This window comes from Rhizobium nepotum 39/7 (genome assembly GCF_000949865.1).
GTDB classification, from domain to species: domain Bacteria; phylum Pseudomonadota; class Alphaproteobacteria; order Rhizobiales; family Rhizobiaceae; genus Agrobacterium; species Agrobacterium nepotum.
This window is the reverse complement of record NZ_JWJH01000047.1, coordinates 1-13,235: the sequence shown is the minus strand read 5'-3', so window position 1 is coordinate 13,235 and position 13,235 is coordinate 1. Positions and strand designations below refer to the sequence as shown.

The 13,235-nt window shown below is 55.8% G+C and carries 9 protein-coding genes and 4 pseudogenes; 10 read left to right on the top strand and 3 right to left on the bottom strand.

The window, feature by feature from the left end:
- A pseudogene (locus tag RS75_RS24155) lies at positions 1–258 on the bottom strand (hypothetical protein); the annotation flags it as partial.
- Between the two features lie 3 nt (positions 259–261).
- Positions 262–1,503: a helicase-related protein gene (locus tag RS75_RS24150; RefSeq protein WP_267884635.1), complete on the bottom strand. Its 1,242-nt coding sequence runs from the start codon at positions 1,501–1,503 to the stop codon at positions 262–264.
- A gap of 3 nt (positions 1,504–1,506) precedes the next feature.
- On the opposite strand from RS75_RS24150, the gene RS75_RS24145 reads away from it, so the two are divergent.
- From RS75_RS24145 to RS75_RS26715, 9 genes and pseudogenes are all read left to right on the top strand, one after another.
- Complete coding sequence (locus tag RS75_RS24145; RefSeq protein ID WP_324607198.1) at positions 1,507–2,592, top strand: ATP-dependent nuclease; 1,086 nt, start codon at positions 1,507–1,509, stop codon at positions 2,590–2,592.
- Positions 2,582–2,764 (top strand): DEAD/DEAH box helicase family protein, encoded by a 183-nt coding sequence (locus RS75_RS26020; RefSeq protein WP_084687209.1) that lies wholly within the window; start codon positions 2,582–2,584, stop codon positions 2,762–2,764. Before RS75_RS24145 ends, RS75_RS26020 begins: the two co-directional genes overlap by 11 nt.
- Positions 2,695–3,638 (top strand): annotated as a pseudogene (gene tnpC, locus RS75_RS26015) (IS66 family transposase); the annotation flags it as partial. The gene RS75_RS26020 and the pseudogene tnpC, both read left to right, overlap by 70 nt.
- Positions 3,639–4,295: 657 nt before the next feature.
- The gene (locus RS75_RS24130; protein ID WP_045025150.1) at positions 4,296–4,913 is read left to right on the top strand and encodes an outer membrane protein; all 618 of its coding nucleotides are present in this window, start codon (positions 4,296–4,298) and stop codon (positions 4,911–4,913) included.
- A gap of 823 nt (positions 4,914–5,736) precedes the next feature.
- A complete protein-coding gene (locus RS75_RS24125; RefSeq protein ID WP_160297208.1) occupies positions 5,737–6,813 on the top strand; it encodes an ABC transporter substrate-binding protein in 1,077 nt (358 codons plus the stop codon).
- 2 nt (positions 6,814–6,815) lie between these two features.
- Positions 6,816–7,892: a FecCD family ABC transporter permease gene (locus RS75_RS24120; protein ID WP_052679756.1), complete on the top strand. Its 1,077-nt coding sequence runs from the start codon at positions 6,816–6,818 to the stop codon at positions 7,890–7,892.
- Positions 7,889–8,713 carry an ABC transporter ATP-binding protein gene (locus RS75_RS24115; protein WP_045025149.1) on the top strand — a complete coding sequence of 275 codons (825 nt, stop codon included), beginning with the start codon at positions 7,889–7,891 and terminating at the stop codon, positions 8,711–8,713. Before RS75_RS24120 ends, RS75_RS24115 begins: the two co-directional genes overlap by 4 nt.
- Before the next feature lie 11 nt (positions 8,714–8,724).
- Positions 8,725–9,999 carry an NtaA/DmoA family FMN-dependent monooxygenase gene (locus RS75_RS24110; RefSeq protein WP_045025148.1) on the top strand — a complete coding sequence of 425 codons (1,275 nt, stop codon included), beginning with the start codon at positions 8,725–8,727 and terminating at the stop codon, positions 9,997–9,999.
- 179 nt (positions 10,000–10,178) lie between these two features.
- Positions 10,179–10,331 carry a hypothetical protein gene (locus tag RS75_RS26715; RefSeq protein WP_160297207.1) on the top strand — a complete coding sequence of 51 codons (153 nt, stop codon included), beginning with the start codon at positions 10,179–10,181 and terminating at the stop codon, positions 10,329–10,331.
- A 242-nt stretch (positions 10,332–10,573) separates the two neighbouring features.
- On the opposite strand, the pseudogene RS75_RS24105 reads toward RS75_RS26715, so the two are convergent.
- A pseudogene (locus tag RS75_RS24105) lies at positions 10,574–11,692 on the bottom strand (IS110 family RNA-guided transposase).
- A gap of 105 nt (positions 11,693–11,797) precedes the next feature.
- Here RS75_RS24105 and RS75_RS24100 point away from each other — a divergent pair.
- Positions 11,798–12,892 (top strand): annotated as a pseudogene (locus RS75_RS24100) (IS110 family RNA-guided transposase); the annotation flags it as partial.
- Positions 12,893–13,235 lie beyond the last annotated feature (343 nt).

Below are 13,235 nucleotides of genomic sequence, written 5' to 3'. Positions count from 1 at the left end.
GCAAAATCGCCGCGGTAGCAATCGGGCGGTTACGTTCAACCGTCTCTCAAACCGCTTTATGCCGGCGCCGATTTTTGAGGGGCCGTCGGAAACGAGTAAGTCAAAACGCTCTAAAAGCGCTGAGAGATCACTGTGGTCCTGATAATCCGATATGTGCTCGCCGTCGCGATAGCGCGCTAGCATGTCTCTGAAATGCTGTTCAGCGGCCTTCTTGGTCTTGAATATCTGACCGTTCGAAAGTTCTACCGGCTTTGCCATCTGCTACTCCTCCATCAATGCCTTTGTGAGGACCTTCTCACGTACCTCGCGGACGACAATCGATGGCAAGCCGATGGCGTCCAGTTGCTCGCGACGGTCCACAACCCATTGAATGCACGCCGCCTCGTCGAGGTCATCCAAAGCGACAATCTCGTAGAGCGCGACGGCCCCTATGCGTGACATGCCAAGCGCCATCAACGAGCGTAGGGTCACGGTACTCACGCCGAATTCCAGGGCAACGCCGATATCGAGGTCGCTATCGATAAGGTCTTCTCGACCTATGGCCTTCAAATGCTGGTTCAACACATCGACATAGGCAGAGAAATACCGAGGAGCTAGGAAGCGAGCCGTGCCCTCAATCATTTCAAGTGTGTTTCTGATGACGCCGGCTGTGTCGACCTCACCGTCGCGCCGTTGAAGATACTCGATCATCTTGCGAATAATCGTCGGCAAAGAGAAGCCCTTGAGCCACTGCAAGACCGTCAGCGCATGCAGGGGAATTAGCGTTTTCGGCAGGAAGACGGTAAGGACATTGTCATTGATCCTTTCCATCATGTTCGAAAAGCGGTGGTACGCATCATCGCTTTCCGATGGCGCGGGCAACAGATCTTCACGCGGGCCTTTGTAACCGCGGAAGAATGCCAATAAACACTGCAACCCAATCAGGCTTACACCAGGGTTCCGGGCGCCAATTTCCGCTGAGATGTCCAGACCCTCTGTCGCCGTGCTCAGCGCTTGTTCGAGACGTTGCAACGTGGTGGCGGGCTGGCGCTTTGCCCAAGGCGCACCGGTCAGAGAACGATCGCGAACAAAAGCCGTCGTCAGATAGGCGCTCACCTGCTCAAAGGCGCGGACCTGACTAGGATCAAGGTCCACACCCATTGGACGGTGCTCTATGTAAGCGGCCAGCTCTTCGAGTTTCGAAAGAGCAGTATCCGTCTCGCGCCGGATCGGATACCGGGTGCGCTGTGGAACTCCGGAGGGCCACGCCTTCTCGTCGGACGCGTCGATGCAGATGATGTTACCCTGGAATTCATCTCCCCATCTGCCGGCCCTGCCGGCAAGGTTCCAAAAATCCTGCGGCTCCATAGGCGTTTTTTTGCCTTTGCGGGGACCGCGAACCACAATGGTCCTGCAGGACAGATTGACGCCCTCTATTAGTGTGGACGTGCAGACGAGGAACTTGAGCTTTCCTGTCTTGAATAGACGCTCAACTTCCAGGCGGATGCAGGTCGCGCATATCAAGCTATCGCACAGTCGCGCGTTTCTTGTCCGGTTCGAGGCAAGTTCACCGCCGAACTCGACGTCCAGGGTGTCAGCCTCACGTCTGGAGGCATTTCACTTCACGACGGCAATCTCCCTCTACGCCGATTGGGCACGGGTTCCGCCCGCTTGCTGGTATCGGCCCTGCAACATGACGCAGGCCCGCCCCACATCGCGATCATCGATGAGATCGAGCACGGCCTAGAGCCGCATCGCGTCGCGCGCCTCCTTAAATACTTGAAAACGCCCAAGGTGAATGAAGGCGCCGGACAGCCTCAGATATTCGCCACGACGCATTCACCGGTCGTCATTCGAGAGCTGACCGCCGCGGATATCTTTGCCGTCCGCGCGAAAGGCGGCACCACTACTGTTGCCTCGGTCGCTGCGACGGCGAAAGACCCCGACACCGCACAACGACACCTTCGAGGGACCCCCGAAGCGTTCCTCGTCCGCAAGGTGATCGTGGGTGAAGGCCGGACCGAGCAAGGTATCGCACGCGGTCTGGACGACTGGTGGCAAACGCTGGAGGAGGATTCCTTCGCTTTGCAAAGCGTCGTCGCCATCGATGGCGGTGGCAAAGACAACGCGCCACTCGTCGCCGAACACCTCCGGGATCTCGGCTATGACGTCTTCCTGCTTCTTGATTCCGATGAACCCCCGAACCAAGACGCGCTCAAAAGAGCCAAAGATAAAGGGGCAGTCGTCCATCAGTGGCCGGACGAATGCTCGACGGAAGAACGGCTTTTCCTTGACCTTCCCTGGGACAGCGTTCGCGCCATGATCAAACTCGCTGTCGATTTCAATGGACAGTTCAGCGTCATGGCCGTCATGGACAACGCCTTGTCCGCCGCCGGTCAGCCAACAGCCACCGACGCGAAGCTGGGCCACGACCGTGATTCGGAGCAAGTGCGCCGCATTCTTGGCAAGGTCGCGAAAGATAAAAGCTGGTTCAAGGACATCACGCGCGGCGAAACGCTCTCAGCCGTGATCGGGCCAAACCTTGCAGCCATCCCCAACACGCCCCTCGCCAAGGGTATCGTCGCGATACGGAACTGGGTTGATGGTGCATGATCAGGAAATCGCTCGGCTCGCCGACAGCATCCGCCGTGGAAGCATCGTAGCCGCCGCTGGGTGTGGCAAGACCGAACAGATCGCTCTCGCCATTGCGATCTCGGGTCGGCGACGGCTGATCCTCACACACGCAAGGGCTTTGCGCCGCATCTGGTGCGTATCGAGGTGGTGATCGAGCCGGAAGACTTGCCGGAGCATGCGGGCAAGACAAAAATTCTGATCGGAGAAGACATATCCGAACGATTGGATGTCGTTGCAGCGAAGTTCCGTGTCATTGTCACGCGCCGTCCCAAATACGCTTTTAAGAACGAAGACGGCGTGATCCAGGCCGCGGCCCCGACACATATCATTGAGGCGGGCATTCCAACAGAAGCGCTTCTGGCTCAGATCGCCGTGTCCACCTCAGCGGCTATCGCGGGATTCTGCAGGTTGACGGGTACGGGGCCTACAGCAAGCTTGTCCGCAGGGACGGCGGCAACGACGGCGTTACTCTGGCTGGCTGCTGGGCACATAGCCGCCGCAAGTTCTATGAATTGCATGTCGCCAAGAGCTCCAAGGTCGCAACAGAGACAGTCGAGCGCATGGCAGAGCTCTGGGAAATAGAGGACACAGTCCGTGGTCAAAGCCCTGAGGCGCGTGTCGCAGCCCGACAAGAACGCGCGGCAGAGATCGTCCGAGATCTCTTCGCTCTCTGGCAGACGACGCTACCGCGCGTGTCGGCCAAATCCAAACTCGCTGACGCTCTACGGTACTCGATCAAGCGTCGTGACGTCTTCGAGCGCTTCCTGACCGACGGCCGTGTCGAAGTCGACTCCAACATAGTCGAGCGCGCGATCAGACCACAGGCGATTACAAGAAAAAATAGCCTCTTCGCTGGCAGTGATGGTGGCGGCAGGACATGGGCGACAATCGCGACGCTGCTGCAGACGGCAAAGATGAATTCTGTCGATCCCCAGGCCTGGCTGACGCAGACGCTCGAGCGCCTTGCAAATGGCTGGCCTAGCAGCGAAATCCATACCCTTATGCCGTGGAGCTACAGGGCCTGAACGGCCTCAGCTTGCCGCTTACGGTAGATTCTTCGAGCGTCGTTTCGCCCAAGCTGAATTCACCCCAATACGGTAGATGAAGAGCGCCCAGACGATGCCTCTTTTTAGCGTCAGGTCCGATAAGGACAGAGCCAACGGTTGGCCCAACTACGTCAGACAATTCGAACCCGGTTCACCCGCACCGCTAGTGGGTTCGTCACACGCCGCAATCCATTAGAACATCTCGCCTTGATATCGGCCTGCTTTTTGACATCGCCTGGTTGCTCGGCTTGGCCAAAAGTGATGCAACTGAATGAGACGACAATGTTCAACGACGATTTGACAATAAAAGATGTTCTAAGCGATCCACTCGTCCGTCAGCTCATGCATGCTGACCAAGTATCTTCCCCGCAACTTCGACAGCAGTTGCGCGATGCACGCGAGAAATGCCTAGCTGCGGGCCAACATGATCGACCGAGGCCTGCCTCAGCTGATGCTTTTTTTGTGTCGGCAGAGACAATTCCATTGCACTCATCCCGAATAAGTGCCGCATCGCAACAAAACATAATCTGAAAAGACACTCTGCAACAAACCCTTGCGCCATAGTCAAGTCCATGAGCAGGGCGAGCCGACCGGCGCGAACTTCGCTCTGCACATTTAACATAGGGACGTTGACACATGCAGTTCAGACTTTTGGCCTTCGCAGCGCTTGCGCTATCTTCCGCCACCCCCATTCTAGCGGCCGATATCGTTTACGAGCAACCTGCACCTCCGAGCGAGCAGCAGGTCTACACCGCTTACGACTGGTCCGGTTTTTATCTCGGTGCACAGGGCGGATACAACTGGAACCAAGCCACCATTCTCGGATCTGATGTTGATCTTGACAGTGGCTCTTTCGGCGCCCATGCCGGTTACAATTTCCAGCACGGAAACATTGTTTTTGGTATTGAAAACGACTTTAACTACAACTTTGAAGACAGCAGCGACGCGACTGTCGAGTGGGATGCGTCGGGCCGCGGTCGTGTCGGGTATGCCTGGGATCGAACCCTCTTCTTCGCGACGGCCGGTGTGGCAGCAGCAGGCGCAAAGGTCGAGGTTCCAGGAGCGGGCAAGAAGGACGACATCCTTATCGGCTGGACGGCTGGTGGTGGTGTAGAGCACGCCGTCACCGACAACATCCTGGTGCGCGGAGAATATCGCTACTCGGACTTCGGGAGCAAAGACTTCGGCTCGAGCATCGGAGATTTCGGTGCCACTCAGCATAAGGTGCTCTTTGGCGCCAGCTACAAGTTCTGATATGTAGCGTCCGATCATTCGATAGCTGCTTCTTAGACGTTGACTGCCACCGTCGCCATACGCCCCCGCGAGGGTGGCAGCTACGTGATAAAGTGTTAAGCTGAATAACATATCGCAATAAGTTCGAACATAATATCGCACGAATATGGTCTATCGTTCCGCTAGTTATGAGGGACGGTCGTGAGCTCAGATTTCGATGATGGCGGCAAACGCGAGGCTGATTTTCTAAAACAGTTCGCAAATCCCAAGAGACTGCTGATCTGTTCGCACTTGGTTTGCCACGAGGATGATGTGAAAAGTCTGGCCTCTCACAATCGGCTCTGAGCCAGCACCTGACATGCCTCCACACCTCGAGCCTCATCACTTTCAAAAAAGAAGCACAGTTCCGATACTATAGCTGTCATCATCGTGGTGTCGCTATGGTCATCGAGCTTTTGAAGGGTATTTTTAACCAGTGGGATGTGATGGAAAGCTGGATTTTGGCAACATTACAGCTCGGGTTTTGCGTGCTGGAACGCGCTTGGCGAGCCATCAGCGACCGATGTTGGTAGTCGTTCGCCGCTGCACCGATTTCTGCGGGTACGGCGCGATTATTGACGACCTATCGAGTATAACCACCGAAATCTGGGGGAGGCGCGGGTGACGGCAATCCAATATCCCGACGTCGCGAGCACAACGGATAATGAGTTTTCTCAGTTTTAAAAGTAAAGTTTCAAGCGCATAATTTTTTTAGTGCGATGGCGTTTTTGAGAACCACATCGCTTTAGAATTATCATTCATCAAAATAGTCTATTAAATTAGTGGAATATTTTGAGGGTTTATCGTGATTGCGATTGTAAGTGTTTCAAAATCCAAGATCTTGCTGACAGGGGCTCTACTCGCTGCCACCTTATGGGCGGTACCCGCTGCAGCGTTTACGGTGACAGACGAGGCGGGTCGCACGGTTGAGCTCAAAAAGCCTGCGGAGCGTGCCGTCATCATTGGCAGTTACAATGTCGACATCGTTGCTGCGATCGGATCTCGTGACAAAATCGTTGGCGTAACAGGACGTGACGTCAATCAGTACAAGCTGGCGGGCGGCAAATGGGACCATTCCTATAATATTGGCGAGACGGGCGAGGTCAATTATGAGGCGATTGTCAATGCCGACCCTGATGTCGTCATTTCCTATGCAAATGGCGGTTGGGAAGAGATTGAGCGGCAACTGGGTGCCTTTGGTATTCCTGTTGTTGTCGCCAGCGGCTGGCGCAATGATCGTTTCAACGAAAACGTCGAATTGTTCGGCTCGATCTTCGGCCGTGAGGACGGAGCGGAGAAGGTTCTGGATTTCCGCAGGCACATCTACGCCGAGATTGAGAAACGCACAGCCGGTTTGACGCCAAAAACCGTCTATTACGAAAACGAAATCGCCTACCAGACACCGACCAAGGGGTCTGGTTTCTATGAGGCAATCGTCAAGGGTGGCGGACGCAGCCTCTTTGAGGATGTCGTTTTTGGTCAGGCAGGCCACACCCAGGGGACAGTCTGGAAAACGCCGATTGATGCGGCTGAAATTCTGACCAGAGAACCCGATCTGGTCATTCGCGAATTTGGCAACAACTACACGGGCTCCACCAAGGATGTCTTTGACGGAGAGTGGAAGGAACTTCAGTCTCGGCCAGGCTGGGTCAATCTCGAGGCGGCCAAGAACAATAATATCTATATCGTCAACGCCTATCATCTGGGGCAGCAGGCGAAGACCCTGACCTCCCTGTATGTGGCCGATTGGCTTTATCCCGAAGCGTTCAAAGATTATCGCCCCGAAGACATTGCCCGTCGCTGGGATGAAGAGTTTCTTGGCGTACCGTACAAGGGTGACAACGGCGTTTACTTCATCAAGGCCGGGACGGCCGGACAATGAACATGGCTTTTGCAGGCCGGAAAGATGTGGTGCTGTCGCGCGACAGCATTCACCGACATAGGCGAACGGCATTCTGGATTTTCGTTTCCATCGCCTTTCTGATTGCCTTGGCTGTTTATGCGACCTTGTCAGGGACATCGAGCTATTCGCTCAGTGAGCTCTATCGGCTTTCCTACGCAAAGTTGTTGGGCATCGAACTTGCGCGTGAAGACGAACGACTTACCAACGTGCTTTTGCAGCTCAGGTTACCACGTGTTCTCCTGGCGATCTTTGCCGGGGCGATATTGTCGTTGTCCGGCGCTGCAATGCAGGGGCTGCTACGCAATCCCTTGGTCAGCCCGTATACGCTGGGCCTTTCGCCAGCTGCAGCATTCGGCGCAGCGCTGGCAATTCTTGTGGCGCAAACGAATGGAACTAGTGTCGGCATCACCATCAGTCTCAGCGCCATTGCGTTCTCACTCGCCTGCTCGTTGATAGTGCTTGGTCTTGCTTCGGCAAAATCAATGAACATCACAGTTCTGATCCTGCTTGGCACTGCTTTGACCGCGATTTTCAGTGCGCTGACATCCGGGCTGCAATACATCGCCAATGATGAGGCACTTGCGGCAATCACACGTTGGACCTTTGGCTCGGTCAATGAAGCACGCTGGACCCATGTAGGTGTTCTGGCCGCGACGATCCTAATCATAACGCCGTATTTCCAACTGAAAGCGGGGCAGGTGAACAGCTTGGCCTTCGCTGGTGATGACACCGCGAAAAGTCTGGGCGTGAATGTCAATCTGTTGCGTGTCTCATTGATCTTCCTTGCCGTAAGTGGCTCAAGCCTTGTTGTCAGCTTTATCGGGGTGGTTGGTTTTGTCGGGCTGGTGGCACCGCATATCGCGCGCCTGATCGTCGGATCGGACCATCGTTTCCTGTTTCCGTTTTCCATGGTCACAGGCGGCGGTTTGCTGCTTCTCGCAGACACGGTCGGGCGGATGATCCTGCCCCCTCGCGTCATCCCCGTGGGGATCGTTGTCGCGCTCGTCGGGGCACCGCTGTTCATCTATCTCATCTTACGGAAAAGGAATACGCTATGAGCCTTGAGATCGAGAATCTGAACCTGCATTATCGGCGAAGACAGGTCTTGCATGGCATTTCGTTTTCGCTCGAACCGGGTGACTTTTGTGCACTGCTGGGGCCGAATGGATCCGGAAAATCGACGTTGACCAAAGCCGTACTTGGGCTTGCTCCCATAACGAATGGGTCGGTTAAGCTCGATGGTGAAGATCTGCTCGGATTAACGCGTCGCGACAGGGCAAAGCGTATCGCTTACGTCCCTCAGTCCTCACCCGTGCCATTCGACCTGAGGGTCTATGACGCGGTGATGCTGGGCCGCAGCCCCTACGTGGGCATTCGTTTTAGTGCGGACGATCACTCAACGACGTCCGCAGCCATAGACAAGCTAGGTCTTGCCGAGCTGGCTGATCGCTACGTCAACGAGCTATCCGGCGGCCAACAGCAACGCGTGATGATCGCCCGCGCGTTGGCGCAGGGAACGCGAGTTATGCTGCTTGATGAGCCAACCAGCGCTTTGGATCTCCGTTACCAAGTTGAGACCATGCGACTTGTCCGAGATTTTACCCGCAGCGGCGGGATAGCGCTTATGGCCGTGCACGATCTCAATCATGCCGCTCGCTATTGTAACCGGGCGGTGATTATCGCAGATGGACAGCTGGTTACCGACGGCGCGCCGCAAACCGTTTTCAACGCTGATATTCTGAGCAAGGTTTTTGATTTGCAAGTCGATGTCAGCACTCACGGTGGCATCACGACTGTGCGGCCGGTTGAAGATGAGGATGTATTGGAAACGTCTTCATTCCGGCATGCCGAGCGCCAGCTCCATCAACTTTCCACCTAACGGGAATTATCATGACGCAGCAACTTGAACTCAATGCCTGGATCAACTCGTCCGGCTCGGCAAATGATTCCTGGCAACGCCCGGACCTGCCGCTCGATCGTATCTTCAGTCTGGATTATTATGTCGACAATGCGCGGATTGCCCACAGAGGGGGGTTCAGCAACATCTTCATGTCGGACAGACCGCAGCTGTTGATCAATGAAAATACCCGCCCTGAACAGACATTTGATCCGTTCGTCATCTTTGCCGCGGTGCTGTCGCAGGTGCCGGACATCGGCGCGATCGTCACAGCATCCACGACCTACGGCGATCCCTACACTATGGCGCGCCAACTCCAGAGCCTCAATCTTTTGACAAATGGCCGTATCGGCTGGAACATTGTCACAAGCTGGCATCCTGAAATTGCCGCCAATTTTTCGGCTGATGATTTGCCGGATCGTGCAGCGCGGTATTCGAAGGCAGAGGAGTTCGTTGAGGTCGTCCATAAACTCTGGGACAGTTGGCAATTCCCCTGGAATGGCAAAGCCGAAGGCGAAAACCCGTTTTACGGTGATGTGAAGCCCATCAACCACCATGGCCATTATTTCAACGTCGCGGGCCCGCTCAATCTCCCAAGCCCGTCCTGGGGGCGTCCAAAAATCGTGCAGGCGGGTGGTTCGGGCGACGGGGTCGCTCTTGCAGCGCGCTACGCTGACTACGTTTACGCGCCCAGTGGTTCGCTCGAAGGATCTCGTGCTTTCCGGGCGGAGTTACGAGACGCGGCACTCGCCTTGGGACGACCAAACAATTCATTGCCAAAGCTGATGCCGGCAATATCGCCGATCATTCGATCAACAGATGCTGAGGTCGAGTGCTACAAGCGCGACAGGCTTGCCGCATCGCCGGTCACCGAGAAGGATATTGAACAGTTGGCGGGCGTACTTGGTGTTGATTTGAAGCGCACCACTGCCGATAAGATCCTGTCCGCATCGGACTTCCAGGATGTATCGCAAAGCGTCATCCCCGTCGGTGTGGTCCGGGCAAGACGTACCGTCGCATTGGACAATGGGCTTTCGTTGCGCGGGTTGGCGGAGGTCGAGAAACTTCCCGGTTTGATCGCGACACCCGATGGTATTGCGGATCATCTGATCTCCTGGTGGCAGTCCGGTGCTGCCGATGGGTTCACAATCTCTCCTCGTTATCTGCCGGATGATCTCGAGCAGTTTGTTGATGAGGTGGTTCCGATCTTGCAACGACGCGGTGTGTATCCACTCAGCTACGATACCCGCACGAAAGATGCAGCCTGACGGGAACGTGATGACGGCGATCAGCGCTTGGCCTGCCCCGGCGCTGGCCGGGGTTGCAGAGGGTAGGCCAAGTGCGGGTGATGGGTGTCTTCGGCTTTAGATCCTATGAGGAGTGAACAGCGGCCGGTGCTCTGTCAGAGTAAGGTTGCATCAATGCACTCGCTCGGGAGGAGAACATTATGGAAGCCAAATCCGTTCAATTGGAAATGCAGACTGCCGTTCGCACTGATCTTGGCGCAATTTTTGTGTCGTTGGAACTCTTATGTTCATTTGCAAGCGGCGTGGCCACGACTGTTCGTCCAGCCAATAATGGCTGGTCCTGCATGGTGTAGCTAATGCGCAATGTAGGAGACAGGGCCTCAAGACGACGGTTTGCAAACTCTTATACGCGGGTTGGATACCGCATTTCCGTGTGTACGCCTGGGGCTGCTTCTATCTGAGCACGGGCATCGACGTAGTCGGCCACTTAATTCCATCGAAGATTCCCCGACCGGGGCCCTGCCTCCAACATTGAGCATCAGCAGATGATCGATCTTGCCTCCTCTTTCCAATGCGCGCGATATGCGGTGCTTGGCTAAGCGTGGTCAGCTGGTTGCACTTCCTGACCGATAGCCCACAGGAAGGCCCCCATTTCTCTAGCGATCGCGGTGATCGCGATGGCCTTGTGCTTCCCCGCGAGGATCATTTTTCGATAGCGAGAGCAGAGGCGGAGCTGACCTTTCCAGGCTATTTCGCGAACGGTTCTCGGTAGGCCTTCCAACTGCGCTTGCTTGGTTCGACTTACCCGCGCCGGGAAGCGGTAAGCCCATGCGCCTTCGACCAGCATGCGACGGGCCCGAGAGTTCCCGGCCTTGGTGATCCCGCCACGTTTGACATGTTCACCTGTCGAGCTCTCTGACGGAACGAGGCCAAGAAAGGCCATCAGCTGGCGCGGATTTTCGAAGCGGCGGATGTCGCCAATTTAGGCAACAAAGACGACGGCGGCAATCAACGACACACCTCGTAACGCCTGATATGCTTCGACAACAGGAGCCATCGTCCAGGATTTGACAGTCTCCGAGATCAGATCGGTCAGACGCTTTAAGCGCACCTCGGTATCCTCGATCGCCTGGCAGTATTCCTTGAGCACGATGAAGTGCGCCGGATGCTCGAACTTCAGGGTCGATATCCACCGCATGTGTGCGAGCGACCAGGATGAGCGGCCCGAATAGATCCGGCCATGTCGAAGTAGGAACGACTGAAGCTGCTGACGCGCCCGCTTTTGAGCCTCCTGGGCTGCTTCTCGGGCCCGCACGAGATCGCGCATGGCTTCGTGTCCGCGATCTGGAACCCAGACTGCCGTCAGCTCACCTGCACGATGTAGCCTTGCCAGGCTGACTGCGTCGCGCCGGTTCGTCTTCACCCGATCACCAGGTCGCTTTGGTATCAGGGACGGTGCGACCACCACGCAGTCGTGACCCATCCCGGTAAGCTGACGGTAAAGCTCGTAACCTGTCGGTCCGGCCTCATAGCAGAAGTGGAGGACAGCTCCTCGCTTCGCCAATTTTTCCACGATGCTCGTCACCGAGTTAGGATCCGAGGCTATGTCCCCATAAAAACTTACTTCACCACCCCGCTCGCCATCCGCGACGGCTACAGAAATCTTCAGTTTCGAGACGTCCAAACCGACAAAAAGCCTGTTATGCTGATCCATGGTTCACCCTCGCTAAGCTTGGGGCTCGGCTTCGGCCAATCCGAAGCAACCCCCGATCTCAGCTTATCGCGGGGGTGAGCCACCTTCACCCCGAGAACATACGGTCTTAGCCGATCAACCTGGTTGATCACTTCGTTGTCGCCGGGCAACGGCGAAAAGATGTCGAAGCATGTGGTGGATGGCGGCAATATTACCGAGTTGCTCGCTCGGTTTGAGCAGCTCCAACAGAAGGCGTGGCTGCGAACAGGGAAGTCGTTTCCCATCGTAACGATCCAAGAGGCTGGATTGGATGGGTTTTGGATACATCGAATTTTGGAAGCGAACGGGATTGAGAGTTACATTGTTGATGCAGCTTCTATCGCGACCTCTCGTCGACGTCGGCGTGTTAAGACCGACAAGATTGATGGAGAGGCACTGACGCGAACACTGCTGGCATTTAAGCGGGGCGAGCCACGTGTATGCGCAATGGTCAGAGCGCCGTCCCATGAGGACGAAGACCGTCGTCGCATTTGCCGGGAACGCAAAGTGTTGATTGCAGAGCGGGTAAGGCATGTTAATCGCGTCAAGGGTCTACTCTTCGCCCAGGGCGTCAGCGGCTATCAACCGCTTCGCAAGGATCGCCGCAAATGCTTGGAGGAGCTCCAGACCGGAGACGGGCGTGACCTGCCAAGGCATCTCAAGACTCAAATAAATCGAGAACTCGATCGTCTTGAGTTGCTGCTTGAGCAAATCGCCGCGGTTGAGAGCGAGCGCAATTCCCTCCTGTCCGTAAACGAGCCGCTAGCGTTTGAGGCGCCGGCGCCGGCAATGCTGCTTACCTTAAAGGGTGTCGGCGCTGAGTTTGCCGCCGTTCTTTGGACCGAAGCGCTGTGCCGACAGTTTGATAATCGGCGGCAGATTGCGGCTTATGCAGGTTTGACACCGACCCCATGGATGAGCGGGACGATTGACCACGAACAAGGTGTCTCAAAAGCAGGGAATCCCCGATTGCGCACCACGATGATCCAGCTGTCTTGGCTATGGCTACGCAATCAGCCAGCATCAGCGCTCAGCCGTTGGTTTGTGGGTCGGGTCCAGTCGAACGGTGGACGTTTAAAGAAAGCTGCGATTGTGGCACTAGCGCGCAAGCTCCTTATCGCGCTGTGGAAGTTTGTCACTGCAGGTGTTGTCATCGAAGGGGCTGTTATGAAGACCGCCTGACGACTTTACACCAACCGAACACACAAATCTTCCAGGACTGATCAATCCTGGTCGGATCCAGGTGAGCGAACCGCCTCAAAGTCTGGCTTCAAATGCCGTGCTTTAGATTGGTCCCGTTCTCCTGAGCCTTGCCGCTACGCAAGCGGGATAGTGGTGCTGCCGGACAAAACGGCGACCGTATGTGAGTTTGAACCGGCGACGGAAACGTGCCGCGTCATGCAATGTGGCTCAGACCATGGCTTCGATGCGAAATCGAAAGGAGGCAGGCTATGAAACAGTGATGGATCTTGACGGCGAAATCCTCATGTGAGCTTTGAGAGCGGTTCTTGAAGCGCCAGGATGC

What these genes read in the sequence shown, in the direction of transcription:
- RS75_RS26020 (WP_084687209.1), top strand. Translation starts at nt 2,582, where the DNA reads ATGGTGCATGATCAGGAAATCGCTCGGCTCGCCGACAGCATCCGCCGT.
- RS75_RS24130 (WP_045025150.1), top strand. Translation starts at nt 4,296, where the DNA reads ATGCAGTTCAGACTTTTGGCCTTCGCAGCGCTTGCGCTATCTTCCGCC.
- RS75_RS24120 (WP_052679756.1), top strand. Translation starts at nt 6,816, where the DNA reads ATGGCTTTTGCAGGCCGGAAAGATGTGGTGCTGTCGCGCGACAGCATT.
- RS75_RS24115 (WP_045025149.1), top strand. Translation starts at nt 7,889, where the DNA reads ATGAGCCTTGAGATCGAGAATCTGAACCTGCATTATCGGCGAAGACAG.
- RS75_RS24110 (WP_045025148.1), top strand. Translation starts at nt 8,725, where the DNA reads ATGACGCAGCAACTTGAACTCAATGCCTGGATCAACTCGTCCGGCTCG.
- RS75_RS26715 (WP_160297207.1), top strand. Translation starts at nt 10,179, where the DNA reads ATGGAAGCCAAATCCGTTCAATTGGAAATGCAGACTGCCGTTCGCACT.